Here is a 26,366-nt window from a genome sequence, read left to right as displayed (position 1 = left end):
CGTGATCGGCCTTGCGCTCACCGCAACTGACCTGATTAGGAGAATCATCATGGCTTTCGAATTGCCGCCGCTGCCCTATGCACACGACGCTCTGCAGCCGCACATTTCCAAGGAAACCCTGGAATACCACCACGACAAGCACCACAACACCTACGTCGTGAACCTGAACAACCTGGTGCCAGGCACCGAGTTCGAAGGCAAGACTCTGGAAGAGATCGTCAAAACCTCTTCGGGCGGCATCTTCAACAACGCAGCCCAGGTCTGGAACCACACTTTCTACTGGAACTGCCTGGCGCCAAACGCCGGCGGCCAACCTACCGGCGCCCTGGCTGAAGCCATCAACGCTGCGTTCGGTTCGTTCGACAAGTTCAAAGAAGAATTCACCAAGACTTCGGTTGGCACCTTCGGTTCCGGCTGGGGCTGGCTGGTGAAAAAGGCTGACGGTTCCCTGGCCCTGGCCAGCACCATCGGCGCCGGCAACCCGCTGACCAGCGGCGACACCCCGCTGCTGACCTGCGACGTCTGGGAACACGCCTACTACATCGACTACCGCAACGTTCGTCCAAAATACGTCGAAGCGTTCTGGAACCTGGTCAACTGGAAATTCGTGGCTGAGCAGTTCGAAGGCAAGAACTTCGTCGCTTAAGTCCGTTTGCAGTGTAAAAAACCCGGCCTGGCCGGGTTTTTTTTGCCTGTGGCAAAGCCGGGATCTTGTCCCGCCCACCTGAAGCGCTAAGATTCATGGCAGGTAAAAAACAACGCCGCCCCTCAAGTTGCAAGGCGTCGCTACCGACACACTATCCACAGCACGAGCAATCCTGATTCTGATCACCCGGGCCTGGCCCGCAGACATCCTGTTCTCGGCACTAATGTCACTTTGACGGCCATCACGGGATTGCCAATACTCATGGCAACTTGACGCTACACGCACGGAACAAGGAATAGCCCTTTGAAGCTGGAACTCAAAAACAGCTTGTCGGTGAAGTTGCTCCGGGTTGTGCTGCTGTCGGCACTCATAGTGGGCGTGGTCCTGAGCTGCGCCCAGATCGTCTTCGATGCCTACAAGACTCGGCAGGCGGTAGCTAGCGATGCCCAGCGCATTCTCGACATGTTTCGCGACCCATCGACACAGGCGGTCTACAGCCTGGACCGGGAAATGGGCATGCAAGTCATTGAAGGCCTGTTCCAGGATGACGCTGTGCGCATGGCCTCCATTGGCCACCCGAACGAGACCATGCTCGCGGAGAAATCCCGCGACCTGCAGAAATCCTCCAGCCGCTGGCTGACCGACCTGATCCTCGGTCAGGAACGCACCTTCACTACGCAATTGGTGGGCCGTGGCCCCTACAGCGAATATTACGGCGACCTGAGCATCACCCTCGACACCGCCACTTATGGCCAGGGTTTCATCGTCAGTTCGGTGATCATCTTCATTTCCGGAGTCCTGCGGGCCCTGGCCATGGGCCTGGTGCTGTACCTGGTCTATCACTGGCTGCTGACCAAGCCGCTGTCGCGAATCATCGAGCACCTGACCACCATCAACCCCGACCGCCCCAGCGAACACCAGTTGCCCCTGCTCAAGGGCCACGAGAAGAACGAGCTGGGGATCTGGATCAATACCGCCAATCAGTTGCTGGCCTCCATCGAACGCAACACCCACTTGCGTCACGAGGCGGAAAACAGCCTGTTGCGCATGGCCCAGTACGACTTCCTCACCGGCTTGCCAAACCGCCAGCAGTTGCAACAGCAACTGGACAAGATCCTGGTGGACGCCGGGCGCCTGCAACGCCGGGTGGCGGTGCTCTGTGTCGGCCTGGATGATTTCAAGGGCATCAACGAACAGTTCAGCTACCAGACCGGCGACCAGCTGTTGCTGGCCCTGGCCGACCGCCTGCGCGGCCACAGCGGCCGGCTTGGCGCCCTGGCGCGCCTGGGGGGCGATCAGTTCGCCCTGGTCCAGGCCGATATCGAACAGCCTTACGAAGCTGCGGAACTGGCCCAGAGCATCCTCGATGACCTGGAGGCCACCTTCGCCCTGGATCACCAGGAAATCCGCCTGCGTGCCACCATCGGTATCACCCTGTTCCCGGAAGACGGCGACAGCACGGAAAAGCTCCTGCAAAAAGCCGAACAGACCATGACCCTGGCCAAGACCCGGTCACGCAATCGGTATCAGTTCTATATCGCCAGCGTCGACAGCGAGATGCGTCGTCGCCGCGAGCTGGAAAAAGACCTGCGCGAGGCCCTGGCCCGGGATCAGTTCTTCCTCGTCTACCAACCGCAGATCAGCTATCGCGACCACCGTGTGGTGGGCGTCGAAGCGCTGATCCGCTGGCAGCACCCCGAGCATGGCCTGGTGCCGCCAGACCTGTTCATTCCCCTGGCGGAACAGAACGGCACCATCATCGCCATCGGCGAATGGGTGCTGGACCAGGCCTGTCGCCAGCTGCGGGAATGGCACGACATGGGCTTCAGCGACCTGCGCATGGCGGTCAACCTGTCCACCGTGCAACTGCACCACGCCGAGTTGCCACGGGTGGTCAACAATCTGTTGCAGATCTACCGCCTGCCGCCCCGCAGCCTGGAGCTGGAAGTCACCGAAACCGGCCTGATGGAAGACATCAGCACCGCCGCCCAGCACCTGCTGAGCCTGCGCCGCTCCGGCGCCCTGATTGCCATCGACGACTTCGGCACTGGCTACTCGTCCCTGAGCTACCTCAAGAGCCTGCCCCTGGACAAGATCAAGATCGACAAGAGCTTCGTCCAGGACCTGCTGGATGACGACGACGATGCCACCATCGTGCGCGCGATCATCCAGCTGGGTAAGAGCCTGGGCATGCAGGTGATCGCCGAGGGCGTGGAAACTGCCGAGCAGGAGGCCTACATCATCTCCGAAGGCTGCCACGAAGGTCAGGGCTACCACTACAGCAAACCCCTGCCCGCCCGGGAGCTGGGGGCCTACCTGAAACAGGCCCAGCGCAGCAATGCGGCAATCCTCTGAGCCAGGCACGGCGCTGGCGAACCTGACCCAGCGCAATCCCCTGTTGAATAAGAAATATTTCCAGGCACAACCCTTTACACATAATGCAAATCTTTCGCATTATGTCGCAGCTTTTGCGCGCCCCCGCGCCGTCCACTCCCCTCTCGAAGCAGGATGTTCGCCATGATTCGTATGCCTCTGGCTACCGCCAGTCTGTTGGCCATCGCAATTTCCCTCGCCGGCTGCGGCGAAGGCAAAGACGACAAGGCTGCCGCCCAAGCGCCGACCCCGGCCACCAGCACTGCCACCCCAGCGGCCGATGCAGCCGGCAAGGTCGACGAAGCGGCTGCCAAGGCCGTGGTCGCGCATTACGCCGACATGGTCTTCGCCGTATACAGCGACTCCGAATCCACCGCGAAAACCCTGCAGACCGCCATCGATGCCTTCCTCGCCAAGCCCAACGACGACACCCTGAAAGCCGCCAAGGCTGCCTGGGTCGCCGCTCGCGTGCCTTACCTGCAGAGCGAAGTGTTCCGCTTCGGCAACACCATCATCGATGACTGGGAAGGTCAGGTGAACGCCTGGCCCCTGGACGAAGGCCTGATCGACTACGTCGACAAGAGCTACGAGCACGCACTGGGCAACCCGGGTGCCACCGCCAACATCATCGCCAACACCGAGATCCAGGTCGGCGAAGACAAGGTCGACGTAAAAGACATCACCCCGGAAAAACTCGCCAGCCTGAACGAGCTGGGCGGTGCCGAGGCCAACGTCGCCACCGGCTACCACGCCATCGAATTCCTGCTCTGGGGCCAGGACCTCAACGGTACCGGCCCTGGCGCCGGCGCCCGCCCTGCTTCGGACTACCTGGAAGGTGCCGGTGCCACCGGTGGCCATAACGATCGTCGTCGTGCCTACCTGAAGGCCGTGACCCAACTGCTGGTCAACGACCTGGAAGAAATGGTCGGCAACTGGAAGCCGGACGTGGCCGACAACTACCGCGCCACCCTGGAAGCCGAGCCGGCCGAGACCGGCCTGCGCAAGATGCTGTTCGGCATGGGCAGCCTGTCCCTGGGTGAACTGGCCGGCGAGCGGATGAAGGTTTCCCTGGAAGCCAACTCCCCTGAAGACGAGCAGGACTGCTTCAGCGACAACACCCACAACTCGCACTTCTACGACGCCAAGGGCATCCGCAACGTCTACCTGGGCGAGTACACCCGTACCGACGGCACCAAGATGAGCGGCGCCAGCCTGTCGTCCCTGGTGGCCAAGGCCGACCCGGCCGCCGACGCGGCCCTGAAAGCCGACCTGGCGGCCACCGAAGCCAAGATCCAGGTCATGGTCGACCACGCCAACAAGGGCGAGCACTACGACCAGCTGATTGCGGCGGGCAACGAGTCCGGCAACCAGATCGTGCGTGACGCCATCGCCGCCCTGGTCAAGCAGACCGGCTCGATCGAGCAGGCCGCCGGCAAGCTGGGCATCAGCGACCTGAACCCGGACAACGCCGATCACGAATTCTGATCCGCATTGCGCCAGGCAGAAAGGCGACCCTCGGGTCGCCTTTTTTGTGCCCGCCGCAGCCGTTTGCACAACCTGCAACATCGTTGCCTGCGCCCCGTCCAGCTTGTCCTGGGTCAAACCAAACGATAATTCCTCTTATTCAATCCAGGCCGCCCTGTTAGACTTTGCGCCCTTGTTTTGCTCGTCTTGCAGGATGTCCGATGCCCTCGTTGCCGCTTCGCTGGTCCGCTCTGTTCATGGCCCTGAGCCTGAGTGCCTGCGATGACGCGCCGCGCTTTACCCAGGCCGAACCTGGAGAAGCCCGGGCGGGCGGCGCGACCACGGTCAACAAGAGCGATCGCAATGCCTTCTCCCTGCCGTCGGCCAACCTGCCACCCACCCGGCGCCTGGACTTCAGCGTCGGCAACAGTTTCTTCCGCAGCCCCTGGGTCATCGCCCCCTCCACCACCACCGCCCGCGACGGCCTCGGCCCGTTGTTCAACACCAACGCCTGCCAGAACTGCCACGTCAAGGACGGGCGCGGCCATCCCCCGGCGCCGGATGCGCTGAACGCAGTGTCGATGCTGGTGCGCCTGTCGATCCCTGACGATCCGGCCTTTGCCAGGCTCATCGAACAGGCAGGCATCGTTCCGGAGCCGGTGTACGGCGGCCAGTTGCAGGACATGGCCATTCCCGGGGTCGCTCCGGAAGGCCGGGTACGGGTGGACTACGATCCCCTGCCGGTACGCTTCCAGGACGGCACTCAAGTGGAGCTGCGCAAACCCAAGCTGCAGATCACCGACCTGGGCTACGGGCCTATGCACCCGGACACGCGTTTTTCCGCCCGGGTGGCGCCACCGATGATCGGCCTGGGGCTGCTGGAAGCCATTCCCGAAGAGGCGATCCTGGCCAATGCCAGGCCGGCGAATAAAAATGCCATCGCCGGCCGGCCCAACTGGGTCTGGGATGACGCCCTGCAAAAGACCGTACTCGGGCGTTTTGGCTGGAAAGCCGGGCAACCCAACCTCAATCAACAAAATGTTCACGCGTTTTCTGGTGATATGGGCCTGACCACCCGCCTGAGACCCTTCGATGACTGCACCGACGCGCAAACCGCCTGCAAGCAGGCCCCCAATGGCAACGGCCCGGATGGCGAGCCGGAGGTCAGCGACAACATCCTGCGCCTGGTGCTGTTCTATACCCGCAACCTGGCGGTGCCGGCACGTCGCGATGTCGACTCGCCCCAGGTCCTGGCCGGCAAGAACCTGTTCTTCCAGGCCGGCTGCCAGTCCTGCCATACCCCAAGTTTCACCACCGCGGCTAACGCCGCCGAACCCGAGCTGGCCAACCAGGTGATACGCCCCTACAGCGACCTGCTGCTGCATGACATGGGCGAAGGCCTGGCGGACCACCGCACGGAGTTCAAGGCCAGTGGCCGCGACTGGCGCACCGCGCCGCTGTGGGGCATCGGCCTTACCGAAACCGTCAGCGGCCACACCCAGTTCCTGCATGACGGCCGCGCCCGCAACCTGATGGAGGCGGTGCTCTGGCACGGCGGCGAAGCCGAAGGCGCGAAACAACAGGTCTTGACCTTCAATGCCCAGCAGCGCGCCGCGTTGCTGGCATTCCTGAATTCTCTGTAACGCTCGACTCACACGTTTTCTCCACAATAAAGGGAGCCCGAACATGTTCCGCCCCAAACTGCTGTTCACCAGCCTTGCCGCACTCGCCCTGGGCGCCTGCTCGCCCCAGGACCCACAAGCCGTCACCTCGGCGGCCATCGCCAAGCAGGTCATCCTGCCGACCTACAGTCGCTGGGTCGACGCCGACCGCCAGCTGGCCATTAGTGCCCTGGCCTTCTGTGAAGGCAAGGAAAGCCTGGACACCGCCCGGGCCGACTTCCTCCATGCGCAAAAAGCCTGGGCCGAGCTCCAGCCGTTGCTGATCGGCCCACTGGCCGAGGGCAACCGCTCCTGGCAGGTCCAGTTCTGGCCGGACAAGAAGAACCTGGTGGGCCGTCAGGTGGAGCAACTGGTCACCGCCAACCCGCAGATCGATGCCGCCGCCCTGGCCAAGTCCAGCGTCGTGGTGCAGGGGCTGTCGGCCTACGAATACATCCTCTTCGACAGCAAGATCGACATGGCCGACAGCGCGCAGAAAGCCCGCTACTGCCCGCTGCTGACTGCCATTGGTGAGCGCCAGAAACAACTGGCCGAAGAAATCCTGTCGAGCTGGAACACCAACGACGGCATGCTCGCGCAGATGAGCAAGTTCCCCAACCAGCGGTACGCCGATTCCCACGAGGCCATCGCCGACCTGCTGCGGGTCCAGGTCACGGCTCTGGATACCCTGAAGAAGAAGCTCGGCACGCCGATGGGCCGCCAGACCAAGGGCATCCCGCAGCCGTTCCAGGCCGATGCCTGGCGCAGCCAGTCGTCCCTGCAGGGCCTGGAAGCCAGCCTCAGCGCTGCCCAGACGGTCTGGGCCGGGGTCGACAACAAGGGCCTGCGCGGCCTGTTGCCTGCCGATCAGAAGCCTCTGGCCGACAAGATCGACGCCGCCTACGCCGCCTCGCTGAAACTCTTCGCCAGCACCCAGCGCTCGCTGACCGAAATGCTCAGTGACGACGCTGGCCGCCAGCAACTCAACGACCTGTATGACAGCCTCAACGTGGTCCACCGCCTGCATGAAGGCGAATTGGCCAAGGCGCTGGGGATCCAACTGGGCTTCAACGCCAACGACGGTGACTGATGATGCTGCGACGTCAGGCTTTGGCGCTGGGCAGCCTGCTGCTCAGTGCGGTGACCTTGGGCGGCTGGACGCTGTTCAAGCAAAAGGGCAAGCAGCCCCTGCTGCTTTCGGCCAGGGACGATGGTGACGGCAAGCATTACGCCGTCGGTTATCAACTGGACGGTAAACAGGTATTTGCCACCCAGGTCGGCCAACGTTGCCATGACATCATCAACCACCCGCAACTGCCCATCGCCCTGTTCGTGGCGCGGCGCCCGGGCACCGAAAGCTACCTGATCGACCTGCGCAACGGCGCGCTCCTGCAGACCCTGACCGCGCAACCGGACCGGCATTTCTACGGACATGCGGTGATCCACAAGAGCGGCGAATGGCTGTACGCCACCGAGAACGATACCCGGGACCCGGGCCGGGGCTTGCTGGGTGTCTACCGCTTCGAGGGTGAGCGCCTGGTGCACAGCGGCGAGCTGTCCACCCATGGCATCGGCCCCCACCAGGTGTCATGGATGCCAGACGGGGAAACCCTGGTGGTGGCCAACGGCGGGATCCGTACCGAAGCCGAAAGCCGGGTGGAGATGAACCTCGACGCCATGGAACCGAGCCTGGTCCTGATGCAGCGCGATGGCACGCTACTGAGCAAGGAAACCCTGGCCCAGCAGATGAACAGCGTGCGCCACATGGGCGTTGCCGGCGACGGCACCATAGTCACCGGCCAGCAGTTCATGGGCGCTGCCCACGAATCCTCGGAACTGTTGGCGATCAAGCGTCCCGGCCAGCCTTTCGCCCCCTTCCCGGTAGCCCAGGAACAATTGCAGGCCATGGGGCACTACACCGCCAGCGTGGCAGTGCACAGCGACCTGCGGCTGGTGGCCCTGACCGCTCCCCGGGGCAACCGCTTCTTTATCTGGGACCTGGACAGCGGTGCCGTGCGGGTCGACGCCCCGCTGCCCGATTGCGCCGGTGTCGGAGCGGTAGCCGATGGCTTCGTGGTGACCTCGGGACAAGGTCGCTGCCGCTTCTACGACTGCCGCCAGACGCAAATCGTGGCCAAGCCCCTGGACCTTCCAGCGGGCCTGTGGGACAACCACCTGCATCTGATCTGATCATTTCCGGGCAAACAAAAGGCCTCGCATTGCGAGGCCTTTTTCTAGGGGCTGAACAAGTTTCAACTCTGGGGTTTCAATCCTTGAGCCATGCCGAACATGAACAGCAACAGGTCATGATCGGGCTTGACCGCCACAGAGGCTTTGGCCACCCGCGGCAACAGGCAATGGGCGTCTCCCTGGGCGCTCAGGACCTGCGTGCGCGGCTGCTCCCAGGCAGCTACGGCCAAAGAAGCGACTGCCAAGGCTCCTGCCAGAAACAAACCTCGTGCAATTTCTAGCTTCATCGCTATAAACCTTTGATGGGGCTGCCAAACACCGTCTTGTAAAAGTAGTAGAGCTTTTGCCAGTCCGCGTCATTCCACGACGAATGGCGACGCAGTTGCTTGAGGTCATGGGCTGCGGCCCGGCGGCTGCTCAAGCGCTGGCGGCATTTCTCGAAATCCAGCAATGCGACTCGCACCTGAGCCTGCTCGCCCTCGCCGTCCACCCGCACGAAAACGTGCTTGGCGTACAGGCAACCATGTTGCCAGCGCCCCTTGTGCATGCGCGCCAGGGTCGCAGCCACTGCCTGCAACAAACGATCATGAAAGGCTTCACCATGGCGCTCGCGCCCACCGGCGGCATACCAGTTGTCGACCTCCATGAAGCCCTCCAGCGCTGCGGTGACCAGCAACGCCTGCCATTGTCGCTCCGGGCCACGCCGGGCCCCGCAGAACACCAGTTCCGGGACCTCCACGTCCAGCAGGCGCAGGCCTTGCAGAGCCTCGCGCTCACGCAGGACCGTCGGTCGCCCGAAAGGGTGCAACCAACTGCGATGAATGTGCCCGATCTGCCGCTTGGCATAGAGCAGGCCGCCGCTACTGCTTTGAATGCGTTGGACGCCGCTCTCGCCGCCTCGACGCTGATTGGGTTCCTCGACCCATTCACCTTGTTTATTCCAGAAGTATTCGAAGCAATCTGTGGGCGCGGCATCCAGTTCCGAAGCACATTCAACAGCCATCCTCTTACCTCTTGCGTAATACGTAGACCCGCCACATGGCGTAGAGCGGAAAGAAGTCCAGGTGTTCCTGGACACGAAAGCCGGCTTGCCTGAATTCTTCTTCGACCGTGGCCGCCGGTAACACAAAACGATTCTGGTAACCCTCCTGCCCAACTTCAGCCTGGCGCTTGCGCTCCATGCGCTTGCGTTTCCAGGCCTTGAAGTTGCCATCGACCCACAACGAGATGATCACGCTGTCACGGCTGACCCGCTGAAACTCCCGTAGCAGCGCCATGCGGTGCTCCGCCTGGCCTATGTGGTGCAATAAACGCATGGAAAAAATGCAGTCCACGGCGTTGTCCGGCAAATCAATGGCAAACGCAGAGGTCTGCAAGGGCCGTACCCGTTTTACCACGTCGGCCGGCTGGGCCACCGTGGCGGTACTCAGCATAGCTGCTGAATTGTCAGCGCCAATGATCACTCGATTGGTTTTTTCTGCCAGCAGCGGCCAGAAACGACCGGCACCGCAGGGCAGGTCCAGTACCAGCCCGGGCTCTCCCGCCAGGGCCAGCGCAGTACGGGCCAATTGTTCGTCACGCTTGTGGGACAACTGCCGCGCCAGACCATCCTGGTGCTTGAGCAGGTATTCCTGGGCGTGTTGGGCATCGTATTTTTCGGAAAATTCCAGCTTGATCGGCGTAGCCATCATCAAAGTCTCCTGCAACTGATGGCGCCACCTTAAGCAGCGACGTGTCAGCGACAGGTCATCCCTTTGTGAAAACTTCGTACCGTCCAACGAGGAAATATTTCAGGGTTTTACAGGCTGAGGACAGTGGCCTGGGGCCACTTAAGAGGAAAAAACGACAAGTGACCGGCCCCGTAAAACAGGGCCGGGAAAGAACAATCAGGCCTTGGCCGAGTTCAGCTGAACGAAAAAACGACAGCCATTGGGCGTCATGGTAGTGAGGCTGACAGTCCAGCCCTGGTTCTCGCAGATCCGCTGCACCAGGGACAGCCCCAGCCCCAGGCCTTCCCCACGCTTTTCATCGCCCCGCACAAACGGCTGGAACATTGCCTCGCGCTTCTCCTCGGGAATGCCCACGCCGCTGTCCTCCACCACGAATCCATCGGGCACCAGGCTCAGGCGGATGAAACCCTGTTCGGTGTAGTGCAAGGCGTTGCGCAGCAGGTTGCCCATCACCGCATGCAGGAAGGTGGCGTTGTAGCGATTGTCACCTGGGGTTCCGGGCTCGAAGATCAGCTCGAGCCCCTTGGCCTCGATGGCTTCGCGCCAGATACCGGTCAAGTCACTGGCCGCCTGGCTCAGGCTCAGCTGCGGCGACATGCTGGCATCTTCACGCTGTGCTCGGGCCAGCATCAGGAAAGTCTGCACCAGCTCGCGCATCTCGTCGCAAGCGCGAGCGATGCGTTCGACCTGGGCTCGCCCACGAGGGTCCAGCCGTGGATTCTCCAGCAGCAGCTCGCAGGAGGTAGCCAGAACCATCAATGGCGTGCGCAGTTCGTGACTGACGTCGCTGGTGAACAGCCGCTCGCGGCTCAAGGCCTGGCGCAAGCGGCCCAGGGTTGCATCGAAGGCAATGGCCAGCTCTCCCACCTCGTCCGCCGCGTAGTCCGGCGCCAGGGGCGGAGCCAGGCCCAGCAGTTGATCCCGGTGGCGCACCTGCCGGGCAAGACGCACTACCGGCGCCATCACCCGGCGAGCCAGGATCCAGCCGAGAAACACCGCCAGCGCCAGGCTCAGGACAAAACCTACCAGCACCACGGCGAACAGCACCCGCTCGCGCTCTTCGAAATCGCTCTGGTCCTGCAGCAGCACATAGCGCCGACCGTCCACCACCTCGACCATGGCGTGATAGGACAACTCCTCGCGGAACACCTCGTGGAAACCCGGATCCAGATGGCGCAAATCCTTGGGCAGCTCGAAGTCGCCGCGCCCGCCACTGTAGTAGAACAACTGGTCGGGCTCGGGGCGGTGGCTCCAGTCGCCGACGTTATCCATCAGCAACAGGCGTTGCAGGTCACCGCCCAGGCCTGCGGAGATGAGCTTCTCCTCCACCAGGTGCACCGTCGCCACGATACCCATGGCGAACGCCCCCGCCACCAGTGCACTCATCAACGCAAAGGCGATGATGATGCGCTGGGCAAGGCTCTGCTTAAACTCCATCTCGGCCCTCGGCCAGGCGGTACCCGACACCGTGCACGGTGTGCAGCAGCGGCTTGGCGAACGGCTTGTCGATCACCTGGCGCAATTGGTGAACGTGGCTGCGCAGGCTGTCGCTGTCCGGGCAATCGTCGCCCCACAGGGCTTCTTCGAGGATCTCCCGACGCAGTACATGGGGGCTTTTCTGCATCAGCACCGCCAGCAGCTTGAGGCCCACGGGGTTGAGCTTGAGCAAGCGGCCTTCGCGGGTGACCTCCAGGGTATCGAGGTCGTAGCTCAGGTCGCCAACCTGCAGCGACCGACGGCCACCACCCTGGGAACGGCGCATCACCGCCTCGATACGCGCCGCCAGTTCCGAGAGAGCGAAGGGTTTGAGCAGGTAGTCATCCGCCCCGGACTTGAAGCCCTGAAGGCGGTCGTCGAGCTGATCGCGGGCGGTGAGCATGATCACCGGAGTATCACGCCGGGCGTCTTCGCGCAGGCGCTTGCACAGGGTATAGCCATCGATTCCCGGCAGCATGATATCGAGCACGATCAGGTCGTAATGCTCGGTGGCCGCCAGGTGCAACCCGGACAGGCCATCCTGGGCGCAATCCACGGTATAGCCCTTGAGCCCCAGGTAGTCAGCCAGGTTGGCGAGAATATCGCGGTTGTCTTCAACCAGTAGAATTCGCATCGGCACTCTCTCCGTACAGGGTTACGGCCATCTTGGCTCGCGCAGCTTAAGGCCAAGTCCGGCTCGCCGCCAGCCTTGTCGGCCGGTGCCTGGCAGAGTTTTCCCGAGCCTGGGGGCTTAACAATATTTTCACCAGCGGTTCACAAGCTGACTACAGGGACAACCCCAGACTGCGGGCCATTTGCCCCCAAGGAACACCCTCTGATGGATCTTCTCAAGACAGCTCCGGCGCGATTCGTGCTGCTGCTGACCAGCACCTGGCTGGCGATTTTCCTGCTGACCCGCGGCATTTTGCTGCTCACCCACCTCGACGAAGCCGGTAGCGGCTGGCTGCCGCTGTTTGGCGTCGGCCTGCTCTACGACCTGGGTTTCCTGGCCTATGCCGCCCTGCCCCTGGGCCTGTACCTGGTGCTCTGCCCACCCGCCCTGTGGCGTCGGCGCGGCCACCGCTGGCTGTTGCAGGGCCTGTTCAGCCTGAGCCTGTTCGCCATGCTGTTCACGGCCGTGGCGGAGTGGCTGTTCTGGGATGAATTCGGCGTGCGCTTCAACTTCATCGCCGTCGATTACCTGGTGTACTCCGACGAGGTTCTCAACAACATTCTCGAGTCCTACCCGATCGGCCTGTACATGAGCCTGCTGGCCCTGACGGCAATCGCCCTGAGCCTGGCCCTGCGCAAGCCCCTGAAGGCTGCGCTGGATGCGCCCTTGCCGCCTCTGCGTGGCCGCCTGCTCAGTGCCCTCGGCCTGCTGCTGGTGGTCGGCGCCAGCCTGCAACTGCTCAGCCAGGACAGCCCGCGCAGCCAAGGCGGCAACGCCTATCAGAACGAACTGGCGAGCAACGGCCCCTATCAGTTCTTTGCCGCCTTTCGTAACAACGAGCTGGACTACCAGCAGTTCTATCGCAGCCTGCCCGCCGATGTGGTGGCCCGCCAGATGCGCGCCGAACTGAATGAACCCAATGCTCGCTTCATCGGCAAGGACCCGCTGGATATCCGGCGCGCCATCGACAACCCGGGGGCTCCACGCACACCCAACATCGTCCTGGTGACCATAGAAAGCTTCAGCGCCAAATACATGGGCAGCAACGGCGACGACCGCAACCTGACCCCGAACCTGGATGCGTTGCGCGCACAGAGCCTGTACTTCAACAACTTCTACGCCACCGGCACCCGCACCGACCGCGGCCTGGAAGCCATCACCCTGGCGATTCCCCCCACCCCGGGGCGCTCCATCGTCAAGCGCATCGGTCGTGAAAGTGGTTTCGCCAGCCTTGGCCAGCAACTGCGGTCCGTGGGTTACGACAGTGTGTTTGTCTATGGCGGCCGGGGTTACTTCGACAACATGAACGCCTTCTTCAGCGGCAACGGCTACCGCGTGGTGGACCAGAGCAGCGTCGAGGAATCCGAGATCCACTTCAAGAACGCCTGGGGCATGGCCGACGAAGATCTTTACACCCAGACCCTGAAGCTGGCGGACGCCGACTACGCACAGCAGCGGCCCTTCCTGTTGCAACTGATGACCACCTCCAACCATCGCCCTTACACCTATCCCGATGGCCGGATCGACATCAAGTCCGGCAAGGGCCGGGACGGCGCGGTCAAATACACCGACTACGCCATTGGCGAGTTCCTCAAGGCAGCCCGCCAGAAGCCCTGGTTCGACAACACCATTTTCGTGTTTGTCGCCGACCACACCGCAGGCAGCGCGGGCAAGGAAGACCTGCCCATCAGCAACTATCAGATTCCGTTGTTCATCTATGCGCCCAAGTTGATTCCGGCGCGGGAAAATGCACAGCTGGCCAGCCAGATCGACCTGGCGCCAACCCTGCTGGGCCTGTTGAACCTGGACTACGAGTCGACCTTCTTCGGACGCAACCTGCTGCAGGACAACCCCCTGCCTCCCCGGGTGCTGGTGGGCAACTATCAGCACCTGGGCCTGTTCGACGGCCAGGACCTGGCGATTCTCAGCCCGCGCCAGGGGTTGCGCCGGCATGACCAGGCCCTGGGCGCCAGCCAGGAATCCCGGGTAGCGGACAGCGATCCGTTGATCCAGCGCGGCATCAGCTACTACCAGAGCGCCAGTTATGGCTTCAAGCAGCAATTGCTGGGCTGGAAGGCGCCCAAGGCAGCGGCGGATGAACTGAGCCAGCGCTGAAGTCGTTCGCGGGCAAGCCCGCTCCTACAGAAGTGGAGCAGGCTTGCCCGCGAAGATCCAGGCGCCCCCCATATCCGGGGCATAAAAAAGCCCCGCCGGCTTTCACCGGCGGGGCTTTTTCAGTACAGGGGTAAGGCTGGCTTACATCATGCCGCCCATGCCACCCATGCCGCCCATGTCTGGCATGCCGCCAGCTGCAGGCTTGTCTTCCACGATTTCAGCAACAGCGGCTTCGGTGGTCAGGATCAGACCGCCGATGGACGAAGCTGCTTGCAGCGCGGAACGGGTTACCTTGGTTGGATCCAGGATGCCCATTTCGATCATGTCGCCGTATTCGCTGGTAGCAGCGTTGTAGCCGAAGTTGCCGGCACCCTGCTTGACCTTGTCCACGACAACGCTTGGCTCGTCACCGGAGTTGGCAACGATCTGGCGCAGTGGAGCTTCGATAGCGCGACGCAGTACAGCGATACCCACGTCCTGGTCGGCGTTGTCGCCTTTCAGGTCGTTGATGCCTTGCAGAGCACGGATCAGGGCTACGCCACCGCCAGGTACCACGCCTTCTTCAACGGCTGCACGGGTAGCGTGCAGGGCGTCTTCAACGCGGGCCTTCTTCTCTTTCATTTCAACTTCGGAACCAGCGCCAACCTTGATCACTGCAACGCCGCCGGACAGCTTGGCCAGACGCTCTTGCAGTTTTTCACGGTCGTAGTCGGACGAAGTGTCGGCGACTTGTTGACGGATCTGAGTCACGCGAGCCTGGATGTCCGCTTCAACGCCAGCACCGTCGATGATGGTGGTGTTTTCTTTGGACAGGATCACGCGCTTGGCGTTACCCAGGTGCTCCAGGGTGGTGCTTTCCAGGCTCAGGCCGATCTCTTCGGAGATGACGGTACCGCCGGTCAGAACGGCGATGTCCTGCAGCATGGCCTTGCGACGGTCGCCGAAGCCAGGTGCCTTGACGGCAGCGACTTTGACGATGCCACGCATGTTGTTCACAACCAGAGTCGCCAGGGCTTCGCCTTCAACGTCTTCAGCCACGATCAGCAGTGGGCGGCCGGCTTTGGCAACGGCTTCCAGCACTGGCAGCATTTCGCGGATGTTGGAGATCTTCTTGTCCACCAGCAGGATCAGCGGGCCGTCGAGTTCGGCGACCATGGTGTCCGGCTTGTTGATGAAGTAAGGGGACAGGTAGCCGCGGTCGAATTGCATGCCTTCTACGACAGACAGTTCGTTTTCCAGGCCCGAGCCTTCTTCAACGGTGATCACGCCTTCTTTACCGACTTTTTCCATCGCTTCGGCAATGATGTCGCCGATGGAGTTGTCGGAGTTGGCGGAGATGGTGCCGACCTGAGCGATGGCCTTGGAGTCAGCGCATGGCTTGGACAGACCCTTCAGTTCTTTGACGATGGCGATGGTCGCCTTGTCGATACCGCGTTTCAGGTCCATCGGGTTCATGCCGGCAGCGACGGCTTTCAGGCCTTCGTTGACGATCGACTGAGCCAGAACGGTAGCGGTGGTGGTGCCGTCGCCAGCGTCATCGTTGGCACGGGAGGCAACGTCTTTGACCAGCTGCGCGCCCATGTTTTCGAAGCGATCTTTCAGCTCGATTTCTTTGGCAACGGAAACGCCGTCCTTGGTGATGGTCGGAGCGCCGAAGCTCTTCTCGATGATCACGTTACGGCCTTTCGGGCCCAGGGTCGCTTTTACTGCGTCAGCCAGAACGTTGACACCAGTGAGCATTTTCTTGCGGGCGGAATCGCCGAATTTAACTTCTTTAGCAGCCATGATCGATATTCCTTAAATACTGTGTAGTAGCGGGAAAATACGCGGGAAATCAGCCTTCGATAACAGCGAGAATCTCGTTCTCGGCCATTACCAGCAGATCTTCGCCATCGACTTTCACGGTGTTGCTGCCGGAGTACGGGCCAAACACCACTTTGTCACCCACTTTCACGGCCAGCGCACGTACTTCACCGTTGTCCAGCACACGGCCGGTACCTACAGCGACGATTTCGCCACGGTTAGGTTTTTCAGCAGCCGAACCAGGCAGAACGATACCGCCGGCAGTTTTCGATTCTTCTTCGCTGCGACGGATGACGACGCGGTCATGCAGAGGACGAAGCTTCATTGTCGATCTCTCCTAATTGTGGTTTTCAACGGCCGGTGTCGATACCGGCGGGTTAGCAAATCCGGCTTTGCCGGGTGCGGCTCGACAAGCGAGCCGCGGAAGTCTGTCTGGTGTCAGCACCAGAAACCTTGCGGTGACCGTTACATAAGGGCGCATAAGGTTATTACAAGGGCTGGCCGATGAAATTTTTTACATCGCTGGCGCCAAAACGAACACGGCACCCGAAGGTGCCGTGAGACGTGAGCTTCTGACTCAGGAGTCGCGGTGCTCGAATTCGCCTTCGATCACGTTGGGCTCGCGGCCCAGCGGCTGCTGGGGCGCAGGGCCGCCACGGGCGGCACGCATGTCGTCGGCAAAGGCGCGCTGGCGCAGGGCCTGCTCCTCGGCACGCTGACGCATTTTATTGGCCAGCAGGCGACGGCTGATCGGCAACAGCATCAGCAGGCCGAACACATCGCTGATGAAACCCGGCAGGATCAGCAAACCACCACCCAGGGCCAGCATCAGGCCCTCGAGCATTTGCTGGGCCGGCAGCTCACCGCGATTGAGGCTTTCACGGGCACGCAGTGCCGTGGCCAGACCGGCCACGCGCAACACCAGCACACCGAGCATCGAACCGAGAATGATCAGCAGCAGCGCCGGGAAAAACCCGATGGCCGCGCTGACCTTGACGAAGACGAACAGCTCGAGCACCGGGAAAAGTAAAAAGAGCAACAGAAAAGGGCGCATCAAATGGTTTCCTCTGCGGAAGAATGCCTTCCAGTAGACCGTAAATGACGTCGCCAATTCGTGAATTCAAGCACCCAGGGGCGGATTTTTCGGCCATTGATCAGCTCGGGCCAGGAAAACCAGGGCCTCGCGTACTTGTGTCGGCGTATTGCAAGGCGCCTGGAAGGGCAGCCAATACAACGCCTGGCCGATGCGCAGGTGCATGCCTTCGGTATCGATCCCGGCCATCTGCGCCGGCGCGTTGTCCGGCAACCCGGTCAACTGGACATAGTGGGCAATGACCTTGGCATGGTCGCTGTTCATGTGTTCCACCATGCTCAGCTCGGCCTTTCCGGCGAAGGGGTTGGCCAGGGTCAGTTGGTCGACCCAGTGGATCGCCCCGAAGCCGCCGATGTAGCGGTGGCGTACCGGCTTGAGCACCCAGAAATCGAAGTCATGGGCCTTGTGGTAGTTCTGCGACTCGGGAAAGTAACGGTAGTAACGCTCGGCTGCGGCGTCGATGGCGGCCTCGTCCTCGAGCTTCTCAGCCTCGGCCAGGTAGGTCAGGCGACCGACTGCCTGCACGTCATCGGCATCGCGCTCACCCACCAGCAGCGAGCACTTGGGATCCTTCAGCAGGTTGTGGGTGTGCTGGGCGATACGGCTGATCAGGATCAGCGGCCGGCCCTCGGCGTCCAGGCAATAGGGCACCCCGGACCCGAAGGGAAATCCCGGCATGGCCTTGGAGTGAGTGGACAGCACCCCGCGATATTCCTTGAGCAGCAGTTCTCGTGCATTCTTGGCAGCTTCAACGCTCACTTTATGACTCCTTATATAGAATCCGTCGAAAACGGACGGGCGCCTGGAGCATTGTTCCAGCTACGCCAACAGGGCAATTCTCATCTGCAGCCAGGCCAGGTCCGGCAGCCGAGCGAGGGTTCCCGAAAAGGACTCCCCTCAAGACCAGCTAGCGGGACATGCGAATGCAACTCACTGACAAAGTAATCATTATCACCGGCGGTTGCCAAGGTCTGGGCCGCTCCATGGCTGAGTATTTCGCAGCCAGGGGCGCGCGGCTGGCATTGGTCGATCTGAACCAGGAAAAGCTCGACCAGGCTGTCGCGGCGTGCAAGACCCACGGCGTCGAAGCCCGTGCCTACCTGTGCAACGTCGCCGATGAAGAGCAGGTGAACCACATGGTGGCCCAGGTCGCCGAGGACTTTGGCGCCATCCACGGCCTGATCAACAACGCCGGGATCCTGCGCGACGGCCTGCTGGTCAAGGTCAAGGACGGCCAGATGACCAAGATGAGCCTGGCCCAGTGGCAGGCGGTGATCGACGTCAACCTGACCGGGGTCTTCCTCTGTACCCGGGAAGTGGCGGCGAAGATGATCGAGCTCGGAAACAACGGCGCGATCATCAACATTTCTTCGATCTCCCGCGCCGGCAATATCGGCCAGACCAACTATTCCGCGGCCAAGGCCGGGGTCGCGGCAGCCACGGTCACCTGGGCCAAGGAGCTCGCGCGTTACGGTATCCGCGTGGCGGGCATTGCCCCGGGCTTTATCGAAACCGAGATGACCCTGGGCATGAAACCCGAGGCCCTGGAAAAGATGACCGCCGGTATTCCCCTCAAGCGCATGGGCAAGCCGGAAGAGATCGCCCACTCGGCGGCCTATATCTTCGAGAACGACTACTACACCGGGCGCATCCTGGAAATGGACGGCGGCCTGCGGGTCTGATCCTGCCGTCGCAACGGTAGGAGCCGGCTTGCCGGCTCCTACATGACTCACTCGCCTGGGGCTTCAGTCGTCGCTGATGGTGATGTTGGGCATCGCCGGGGCGGCCGCTTCTTGCAAGACGATGCGCGCGCCCACATGCCGCGCCAACTCCTGGTAGACCATGGCGATCTGGCTTTCCGGCTCGGCGATCACCGTCGGCTTGCCGCCGTCGGCCTGCTCGCGGATCAGCATCGACAGCGGTAGCGAGGCCAGCAGCTCGACGTCGTACTGGCTGGCCAGCTTCTCGCCGCCGCCTTCGCCAAACAGGTGCTCGGCATGGCCACAGTTGGAGCAGATGTGCACCGCCATGTTCTCCACCACGCCCAGCACCGGGATATTGACCTTGCGGAACATCTCCACGCCCTTGCGCGCATCCAGCAGAGCCAGGTCCTGGGGCGTGGTGACGATCACCGCACCGGCCACCGGGACTTTCTGCGCCAGGGTCAGCTGGATGTCGCCGGTGCCTGGCGGCATGTCGATCACCAGGTAGTCCAGGTTGCCCCAGTCGGTCTGGGTCACCAGTTGCAGCAAGGCCCCGGAGACCATAGGACCGCGCCAGACCATCGGCGTGTTGTCATCGGTGAGGAAGGCCATGGACATGACCTCCACGCCGTGGGACTCGATCGGCACGAACCACTTCTGGTCCTTGATCTTCGGACGGGTGCCTTCGGCGATGCCGAACATGATGCCCTGGCTCGGACCATAGATATCGGCGTCGAGAATCCCCACCTTGGCGCCTTCGCGGGCCAGGGCCAGGGCCAGGTTGGCCGCGGTGGTGGACTTGCCCACACCGCCCTTGCCGGAAGCCACCGCCACCACGTTCTTGACGTTGGCCAGGCCCGGGATCTGCGCCTGGGCCTTGTGCGCGGCAATGACGCTGCTGATCTCGACCTTGGCCGAGCTCACGCCGTCCAGGCCCTCGATGGCCAGTTGCAGCATCTGCGCCCAGCCACTCTTGAACAGGCCGGCGGCATAACCCAGTTCCATGCGGACCGTGACCCGGTCGCCCTGGACCTCGATGTCCCGCACGCAGCCGGCGCTGACCGGGTCCTGGTTCAGGTAAGGGTCGGTGTATTGACGAAGGACGGCTTCCACCGCTGCGCGATTGACGGCGCTCATGGGCAACTCCGATAACAAGACAGGAAAATCAGCCGGCTATCCTACGCCGCCGACTCCTTCGTGGCGAGAAAGCTTGCTGCGCACAATGTGCCTGGAAGGGTGAAAATTCCGCTCCGGCGCTTTATAGTGGCCGACCTCCGTTTCATCAAGTAGCCGAGCCCCATGTCCGAGCCACGCAAGATCCTCGTCACCAGCGCCCTGCCCTATGCCAATGGTTCCATCCACCTTGGCCACATGCTTGAGTACATCCAGACCGACATGTGGGTGCGCTTCCAGAAGCTACGCGGCAACCAATGCATCTATGTCTGCGCGGACGACGCACACGGCTCGGCCATCATGTTGCGCGCGGAGAAGGAAGGCATCACCCCGGAGCAGTTGATCGCCAACGTGCAGGCTGAACACTGCGCCGACTTTGCCGAGTTCCTGGTGGATTTCGACAACTTCCACTCCACTCACGCTGAAGAAAACCGTGAGCTGTCGAGCCAGATCTACCTCAAGCTGCGGGACGCCGGGCACATCGCCACGCGCTCCATCACCCAGTATTTCGACCCGGAAAAGAAAATGTTCCTGGCCGACCGCTTCATCAAGGGCACCTGCCCGAAATGCGGCACCGAGGACCAGTACGGCGACAACTGCGAAAAATGCGGTGCCACCTATGCCCCGACCGACCTGAAGGATCCTAAGTCGGCGATCTCCGGCGCCACTCCGGTGCTCAAGGACTCCCAGCACTTCTTCTTCAAGCTGCCGGACTTCCAGCAGATGCTGCAGAGCTGGACCCGCAGCGGCACCCTGCAGGACGCCGTGGCCAACAAGATCGCCGAGTGGCTGGACGCCGGCCTGCAGCAGTGGGACATCTCCCGCGATGCACCGTACTTCGGCTTCGAGATCCCGGATGAGCCGGGCAAGTACTTCTATGTGTGGCTGGACGCGCCGATCGGCTACATGGCCAGCTTCAAGAACCTCTGCAGCCGTCGTCCGGAACTGGATTTCGACGCCTTCTGGGGCAAGGACTCCACCGCCGAGCTGTATCACTTCATCGGCAAGGACATCGTCAACTTCCACGCCCTGTTCTGGCCCGCCATGCTCGAAGGCGCCGGCTATCGCAAGCCGACCGGCATCAACGTCCACGGCTACCTGACGGTCAATGGCCAGAAGATGTCCAAGTCCCGTGGCACCTTCATCAAGGCCCGCACCTACCTGGAGCACCTGTCGCCGGAATACCTGCGCTACTACTACGCGTCCAAGCTGGGCCGTGGTGTCGACGACCTGGACCTGAACCTCGAAGACTTCGTGCAGAAGGTCAACTCCGACCTGGTGGGCAAGGTGGTGAACATCGCCAGCCGTTGCGCCGGCTTCATCCACAAGGGCAATGCCGGGGTGATGGTGGACAGCAATGCCGCCCCCGAGCTGACCGAGGCTTTCCTGGCCGCGGCGCCAAGCATCGCCGACGCCTATGAAGCCCGTGACTTCGCCCGGGCCATGCGCGAGATCATGGGCCTGGCCGACCGCGCCAACGCCTGGATCGCCGACAAGGCTCCATGGTCGCTGAACAAGCAGGAAGGCAAGCAGGATGAAGTCCAGGCCATCTGCGCCACTGGCATCAACCTGTTCCGCCGGTTGGTGATCTTCCTCAAACCGGTGCTGCCACTGCTGGCTGCCGATGCCGAGGCCTTCCTCAACGTGGCCCCGCTGACCTGGAACGACCACCAGCAACTGCTGGCCAACCATCAGCTCAACGAATTCAAGCCGCTGATGACGCGGATCGACCCGGTAAAAGTGCAAGCCATGACCGATGCCTCCAAGGAAGACCTGGCCGCCAGCCAGACCGACACCGGTGGCCCTAAAGGCAACGGTGAACTGGTGAAGGACCCGCTGTCCGCGGAAATCGACTTCGATGCCTTTGCCGCCATCGACCTGCGTGTCGCCCTGATCGTCAAGGCCGAAGCCGTGGAGGGTGCCGACAAGCTGCTGCGCCTGACCCTGGATATCGGCGACGAACAGCGCAACGTGTTCTCCGGCATCAAGAGCGCCTACCCTGATCCGTCCAAGCTCGATGGCCGCCTGACCATGATGATCGCCAACCTCAAGCCACGGAAAATGAAGTTCGGCATCTCCGAAGGCATGGTGATGGCTGCCGGCCCTGGCGGTGAAGAAATCTACCTGCTGAGCCCGGACAGCGGCGCCAAGCCCGGCCAGCGGATCAAGTAAGGCTGCAGGCTGGACCCCATCCCCCCGTTGCGCCCGGCGCAGCGGGGGGATTTGCATATCTGGCGGGCCCTGCGCCGACGCTGGAGTTTGCCTACTCTTGAAGGACAGCCTGCCCGTACCGGCCCCGACCATGACCGACTTCCTCCTCGCCCTTGTCAGCACTGCCCTGATCAACAACTTCGTGTTGCAGTGGCCGCTGGGTGTCGACCCGCTGCTGCAGGCCCCAGCCGATAGCGCTCGGCTTCGGATCCATGCGCTGGGCCTGGCAACGACGGTCTTGATGCTGGTCAGTTGCGTACTCGGCCATGTCCTCTATCGTGGCGTGCTGGTGCCCTGGGGGCTGCAGTCCTTGCAGCTGTTTGCCTGGCTGTCCCTGAGTGTGCTGCTGATCAGGCCGGCGCTACACTGGCTGCCCCGGGCCCTGCCCGGTTTGCCATTCGATGGCCTCTGGCCCTTGTTGCTGGCCAATGCCGGGATGCTCGGCCTGCTGTTGATCGCCAGCGGGGAAAACCTTGGGCTGGCGACCCTCGGCGCCATGAGCCTGGGTGCCGGGCTGGGCTTCTGGTTGGTACTGAGCCTGTTCAATGACCTGCGCCAGCGTATTTCCACCAACGATATTCCCCTGCCCTGGCAAGGCCTGCCGATCGACCTGATCAGCGCCGGCCTGCTGGCAGTGGCGTTTTTCGGCTTCAACGGACTGCTCAAGACATGAGTCTGATTCAACGCATCGACGCCCTTCTGCCCCAGACCCAATGCGGCAAGTGCGGCCACGCCGGATGCAAACCCTACGCCCAGGGCATCGCCAGTGGCGAGGCCATCAACAAGTGTCCGCCAGGGGGCCAGGAAACCATCGCCGGCCTGGCACAACTGCTCCAGCTGCCGGTGGTAGAACTGGACCACAGCCGTGGCGAAGCCCCGGCGCAGATCGCCCAAATCCGCGAAGCCGAATGCATCGGCTGCACCAAGTGCATCCAGGCCTGCCCGGTAGACGCCATCGTCGGCGCGGCGAAGCTCATGCACAGCGTATTGATCGACGAATGCACCGGCTGCGACCTCTGTGTGGCGCCCTGCCCGGTGGATTGCATCGACATGCTGCCGTTGCCCATGGCCCGAGTGCTGCCCATTGTCGGCGGCCTGGCCAGCAGCCCCGAGCAGTTGCAGGCTCGCGCCGCCAAACGCGATCACGCCCGGCGCCGCTTCGAGCAGCGCAATGATCGCTTGCAGCGCGAAGAGGCCCGGCGCCTGGCCGAACGTCAGGCCAGGGCCCAGCGCGCCACCCAGGCCAGCGACGCCAGCCAGGATCCGGTTCAGTCGGCTATCGAGCGGGTCCGCGCACAGAAAGCCGCGGCGGCCGATGCCGCCTTGAAAAAGGCCAAGATCGAGCTGGCCATGAGTCGCGCGCAATTGCACAAATCCCTCAAGGCCTTCGGTCATCCGCCGACCTTCGAGCAGCAATCGCAGTTGATCGTCCTGCAGCGCCAGTTCGAAGTGGCCGAGCAGGCACTGGCCCAACTGGAAACCCAGGCGCTTACACCGACCGCGCCGGTGGCCCGGGATGCCGACCTAAAGCGAGCCAAGATCCAGTTGGCGATGCGCCGCGCCGAACTGAAAAAGGCCCAGGCCGCAGCAGCCCCCGAAGCCGAACTGCAAACCCTGGCCGCGGCCCTGGCGGCGGCCGAACAGGCGCTGCACGCCGCAGAAGACGCCAGTGGCAAACCGGCACCAGTACTGGAGCGGATCGAGAAACGCCCGATCGCCCCACAACTGCGACAACTGAAGACCGAACTGGCCTACGCCCGAGCCGAACTGAGCAAACTGCAACGCCAGACCGATACCAGCAGCGAACAACTGGCCCAGGCCCAAGCCCGCCTGAGCGAAGCCGAGCGCCAGGTAAACGCCCATGACGTGCCCTGAAACAGTCGACCCGCGCCTGCGCCAGGCCATGCAGCGCGTGCTGCTGGCCACGCTGCCGGGGCTGCTGGTACTGCTGTGGTTGTATGCCTGGGGGCCACTGCTGAATCTACTGCTGGCAGCCAGTGGGGCCCTGGCCATGGAAGCCTTGGTGCTGTTCCTGCGGCGGCGTCCCCTGCAACCTGCCCTCAGCGATGGCAGTGCGCTGGTCAGTGCCACCTTGCTGGCCCTGGCCCTGCCACCCTATTGCCCCTGGTGGCTGCCGCTGAGCGCTGCTGCCAGCGCCGTGCTCTTGGGCAAGCAGGTGTACGGCGGTGTCGGCCAGAACCCCTTCAACCCGGCGATGTTGGGTTATGCACTGGCCCTGCTGTGCTTCCCGCAATCCATGACTCACTGGCCCGCGCCCCATGCCCTGGACCTGCTCGGCGGGCTGCAGCAGGTATTCGGCCTGGGAGGCAACCCGCCCCCGGACGCCTGGGCCCAGGCCACGGCGCTGGACAGCCTGCGGATCAACAAGAGCCTGACCGTCGATGAACTCTTTGCCGGCAACCCCGCCTTCGGTCACTTCGGCGGCCGTGGTGCCGAGTGGGTCAACCTTGGATTTCTGGCTGGCGGCCTGTTTCTGCTGCAACAGCGGGTCATCGGCTGGCAAGCGCCCGTGGGCATGCTTGGCAGCCTGCTGCTGATCAGCCTGCTGTGCTGGAACGGCAGCGGCTCCGACTCCCACGGTTCGCCGCTGTTCCACCTGCTCAGCGGCGCCAGCATGCTCGGCGCGTTCTTTATCGTCACCGAGCCGGTATCCGGCCCCAAGGCCGCCAAGGCCCGACTGCTGTTTGGCGTTGGCGTTGGCCTGCTCACCTACCTGATCCGCACCTGGGGTGGCTACCCCGACGGGCTCGCATTCGCCGTGCTGCTGATGAACCTGGCGGTACCGGCCCTGGAGCGCCTGAGCTCCGAAAAACCGCTGGAGCGCCCCTCATGAAAGGGGCTCGCAGCCTGTTGCTGCTGATGCTGCTCGGCTCCCTGGGCATCGGTGCCACCCTGTGGCTGCAATATGCCGCCACTCCACGCATAGAAGCCGAACAACGGGCCTTGCAGGCACGCAAGCTGTTGGATGTGCTGCCCGCCGGCAGCTATGACAACCAGCCCCTGGACCAGCCATTGCCCTTGGCCGATGGGCAACTGAGCAACAGTCGCCTGCTCGATGGCTACCTGGCCACCCGCAATGGCCGGCCCAGCGCCGTGCTGCTGCGCAGCCAGGTCACAGGCTACGCCGGCCCCATCGAGTTGCTGATCGCTATCGACAGCCAGGGGCGCCTGTTGGGCAGCAAGACCCTCCGGCAGGATGAGACTCCGGGGCTGGGAGCACGTATCGCCAGCTGGCCCAATGCCTGGCTCCAGGGGTTTTCAGGAAAATCCCGCAATGATCCGGGCGACAGCGCCTGGGCCTTGAAAAAGGACAACGGGCAGTTCGATCAGATTGCCGGCGCCACCATCACTTCCCGTGCGGTGATCAGTGCCTTGCATGATGCCTTGCGCTACTTCGACGAACACCGCGGACAACTGCTCCCTGGAACGCCTCATGAATAAGCCGCTGTCATTGCCGGGGCTGCTGATGCTGCCACCCCTGATCGGGGCTACGGACTCCTGGGTCAAGGCAATCGGCCTGGCCCTGGCCTGGGTATTGCTGATCGGCCTCTACGGCGCCGGCATGCGCTTGCTGCGTCCGCCCATCGAGGCCCGCCACCACTGGCTGGCCAGCCTGCTGCTCAGCGCCAGCCTCGGCAGTTGCCTGTGGCTGGCGCTGCAGGCCTGGAGTTATGAGCTGCACCAGCAATTGAGCCTGTACCTGGGCCTGCTGCCCCTGCAATGCGTGGTACTGGAACAGGCGGGCTTCTTCCAGCACCGCAACCGACTGCGCCTGGCCGGCGCTTTCTGTGTGGCCCTGATCGGCCTGGGTGCCCTGCGCGAGCTGCTGGGCGCTGGTACGCTGGGCAGCCATCTGGGGTGGCTTGTCGGCCAGCCGGATGCAGGCAGCGGCTGGGTCGTGCTGCCACATGGGGGGCTACGCCTGCTGACCCTCGCCCCCGGCGGTTTTATCCTGCTGGGTGCGCTGCTGGCCGCAAAACGAGCCTGGGCTGGCTCCTGGACCTTAAACCGACCGCCTTCGAGGAAATGAATCA

The 26,366-nt window shown here is 62.8% G+C and carries 24 protein-coding genes; 14 read left to right on the top strand and 10 right to left on the bottom strand.

The features are described from left to right. The first annotated feature begins 49 nt into the window (after positions 1 to 49). The 6 genes from BM382_RS09010 to BM382_RS08985 all read left to right on the top strand — a co-directional run bounded on the left by BM382_RS09010 (position 50) and on the right by BM382_RS08985 (position 8,334). Positions 50 to 646 (top strand): superoxide dismutase, encoded by a 597-nt coding sequence (locus tag BM382_RS09010; RefSeq protein ID WP_011063080.1) that lies wholly within the window; start codon positions 50 to 52, stop codon positions 644 to 646. Between the two features lie 303 nt (positions 647 to 949). Continuing rightward, a complete protein-coding gene (locus BM382_RS09005; protein WP_011063081.1) occupies positions 950 to 3,001 on the top strand; it encodes a putative bifunctional diguanylate cyclase/phosphodiesterase in 2,052 nt (683 codons plus the stop codon). 162 nt (positions 3,002 to 3,163) lie between these two features. Beyond that, on the top strand, positions 3,164 to 4,504 hold the full coding sequence (locus BM382_RS09000) for an imelysin family protein (RefSeq protein ID WP_011063082.1): 1,341 nt from the start codon (positions 3,164 to 3,166) through the stop codon (positions 4,502 to 4,504). 200 nt (positions 4,505 to 4,704) lie between these two features. Further along, the gene (locus tag BM382_RS08995) at positions 4,705 to 6,126 is read left to right on the top strand and encodes a di-heme oxidoreductase family protein (RefSeq protein WP_019092984.1); all 1,422 of its coding nucleotides are present in this window, start codon (positions 4,705 to 4,707) and stop codon (positions 6,124 to 6,126) included. Positions 6,127 to 6,169: 43 nt separating this feature from the next. Continuing rightward, positions 6,170 to 7,234 (top strand): imelysin family protein, encoded by a 1,065-nt coding sequence (locus BM382_RS08990; protein WP_011063084.1) that lies wholly within the window; start codon positions 6,170 to 6,172, stop codon positions 7,232 to 7,234. Positions 7,235 to 7,236: 2 nt separating this feature from the next. Further along, positions 7,237 to 8,334 carry a DUF1513 domain-containing protein gene (locus tag BM382_RS08985; RefSeq protein ID WP_072442944.1) on the top strand — a complete coding sequence of 366 codons (1,098 nt, stop codon included), beginning with the start codon at positions 7,237 to 7,239 and terminating at the stop codon, positions 8,332 to 8,334. A gap of 62 nt (positions 8,335 to 8,396) precedes the next feature. Here the strand turns inward: BM382_RS08985 and BM382_RS08980 are convergent, their stop codons facing one another. The 5 genes from BM382_RS08980 to colR form a co-directional block, all read right to left on the bottom strand. Continuing rightward, positions 8,397 to 8,621, bottom strand: a complete 225-nt coding sequence (locus BM382_RS08980; protein ID WP_011063086.1) for a hypothetical protein — start codon at positions 8,619 to 8,621, stop codon at positions 8,397 to 8,399. Positions 8,622 to 8,623: 2 nt separating this feature from the next. Next, a complete protein-coding gene (locus BM382_RS08975) occupies positions 8,624 to 9,337 on the bottom strand; it encodes a lipopolysaccharide kinase InaA family protein (RefSeq protein WP_011063087.1) in 714 nt (237 codons plus the stop codon). Between the two features lie 4 nt (positions 9,338 to 9,341). Then, entirely contained in the window at positions 9,342 to 10,025 is a 684-nt protein-coding gene (locus BM382_RS08970; protein ID WP_015636804.1) for a class I SAM-dependent methyltransferase, read from the bottom strand. Positions 10,026 to 10,220: 195 nt separating this feature from the next. Next, a complete protein-coding gene (locus BM382_RS08965) occupies positions 10,221 to 11,501 on the bottom strand; it encodes a sensor histidine kinase (RefSeq protein WP_011063089.1) in 1,281 nt (426 codons plus the stop codon). Next, positions 11,491 to 12,174: a two-component system response regulator ColR gene (gene colR, locus BM382_RS08960; RefSeq protein ID WP_011063090.1), complete on the bottom strand. Its 684-nt coding sequence runs from the start codon at positions 12,172 to 12,174 to the stop codon at positions 11,491 to 11,493. The genes BM382_RS08965 and colR overlap by 11 nt, the downstream gene beginning before the upstream one ends. A 204-nt stretch (positions 12,175 to 12,378) precedes the next feature. On the opposite strand from colR, the gene BM382_RS08955 reads away from it, so the two are divergent. Next, positions 12,379 to 14,328 carry an LTA synthase family protein gene (locus tag BM382_RS08955; RefSeq protein ID WP_072442652.1) on the top strand — a complete coding sequence of 650 codons (1,950 nt, stop codon included), beginning with the start codon at positions 12,379 to 12,381 and terminating at the stop codon, positions 14,326 to 14,328. A 141-nt stretch (positions 14,329 to 14,469) separates the two neighbouring features. Here BM382_RS08955 and groL read toward each other — a convergent pair whose 3' ends face one another. From groL to BM382_RS08935, 4 genes are all read right to left on the bottom strand, one after another. Then, the gene (gene groL, locus BM382_RS08950; protein ID WP_011063092.1) at positions 14,470 to 16,113 is read right to left on the bottom strand and encodes a chaperonin GroEL; all 1,644 of its coding nucleotides are present in this window, start codon (positions 16,111 to 16,113) and stop codon (positions 14,470 to 14,472) included. A 49-nt stretch (positions 16,114 to 16,162) separates the two neighbouring features. Then, entirely contained in the window at positions 16,163 to 16,456 is a 294-nt protein-coding gene (locus tag BM382_RS08945) for a co-chaperone GroES (protein ID WP_011063093.1), read from the bottom strand. A 252-nt stretch (positions 16,457 to 16,708) separates the two neighbouring features. Next, a complete protein-coding gene (locus BM382_RS08940) occupies positions 16,709 to 17,185 on the bottom strand; it encodes an FxsA family protein (protein ID WP_011063094.1) in 477 nt (158 codons plus the stop codon). A gap of 66 nt (positions 17,186 to 17,251) precedes the next feature. Then, positions 17,252 to 17,983 (bottom strand): HugZ family pyridoxamine 5'-phosphate oxidase, encoded by a 732-nt coding sequence (locus BM382_RS08935; RefSeq protein WP_072442650.1) that lies wholly within the window; start codon positions 17,981 to 17,983, stop codon positions 17,252 to 17,254. A 164-nt stretch (positions 17,984 to 18,147) separates the two neighbouring features. On the opposite strand from BM382_RS08935, the gene BM382_RS08930 reads away from it, so the two are divergent. Further along, entirely contained in the window at positions 18,148 to 18,906 is a 759-nt protein-coding gene (locus BM382_RS08930; RefSeq protein WP_011063096.1) for an SDR family oxidoreductase, read from the top strand. A 63-nt stretch (positions 18,907 to 18,969) separates the two neighbouring features. On the opposite strand, the gene apbC is transcribed toward BM382_RS08930, so the two are convergent. Beyond that, complete coding sequence (gene apbC, locus BM382_RS08925; protein ID WP_011063097.1) at positions 18,970 to 20,064, bottom strand: iron-sulfur cluster carrier protein ApbC; 1,095 nt, start codon at positions 20,062 to 20,064, stop codon at positions 18,970 to 18,972. Positions 20,065 to 20,226: 162 nt separating this feature from the next. Between apbC and metG the strand changes: the two genes are divergently transcribed. The 6 genes from metG (at position 20,227) to BM382_RS08895 (ending at position 26,362) form a co-directional block, all read left to right on the top strand. Then, complete coding sequence (gene metG / locus BM382_RS08920) at positions 20,227 to 22,272, top strand: methionine--tRNA ligase (RefSeq protein WP_072442648.1); 2,046 nt, start codon at positions 20,227 to 20,229, stop codon at positions 22,270 to 22,272. A gap of 130 nt (positions 22,273 to 22,402) precedes the next feature. Further along, positions 22,403 to 22,984, top strand: a complete 582-nt coding sequence (locus BM382_RS08915; RefSeq protein ID WP_072442943.1) for an Rnf-Nqr domain containing protein — start codon at positions 22,403 to 22,405, stop codon at positions 22,982 to 22,984. After that, complete coding sequence (locus tag BM382_RS08910; RefSeq protein WP_072442646.1) at positions 22,981 to 24,186, top strand: RnfABCDGE type electron transport complex subunit B; 1,206 nt, start codon at positions 22,981 to 22,983, stop codon at positions 24,184 to 24,186. The genes BM382_RS08915 and BM382_RS08910 overlap by 4 nt, the downstream gene beginning before the upstream one ends. Then, positions 24,173 to 25,165: an RnfABCDGE type electron transport complex subunit D gene (locus BM382_RS08905; protein WP_072442644.1), complete on the top strand. Its 993-nt coding sequence runs from the start codon at positions 24,173 to 24,175 to the stop codon at positions 25,163 to 25,165. Before BM382_RS08910 ends, BM382_RS08905 begins: the two co-directional genes overlap by 14 nt. Then, a complete protein-coding gene (locus tag BM382_RS08900) occupies positions 25,162 to 25,773 on the top strand; it encodes an RnfABCDGE type electron transport complex subunit G (RefSeq protein WP_065365280.1) in 612 nt (203 codons plus the stop codon). The genes BM382_RS08905 and BM382_RS08900 overlap by 4 nt, the downstream gene beginning before the upstream one ends. After that, positions 25,766 to 26,362: an Rnf-Nqr domain containing protein gene (locus BM382_RS08895; protein ID WP_072442642.1), complete on the top strand. Its 597-nt coding sequence runs from the start codon at positions 25,766 to 25,768 to the stop codon at positions 26,360 to 26,362. Before BM382_RS08900 ends, BM382_RS08895 begins: the two co-directional genes overlap by 8 nt. The last annotated feature ends 4 nt before the right edge of the window (positions 26,363 to 26,366 follow it).

This window comes from Pseudomonas sp. NFPP25, assembly GCF_900116505.1.
GTDB lineage: Bacteria > Pseudomonadota > Gammaproteobacteria > Pseudomonadales > Pseudomonadaceae > Aquipseudomonas > Aquipseudomonas protegens.
Note: the sequence above shows the minus strand (reverse complement) of the source record. Positions and strands in the feature narration are given on the sequence as shown.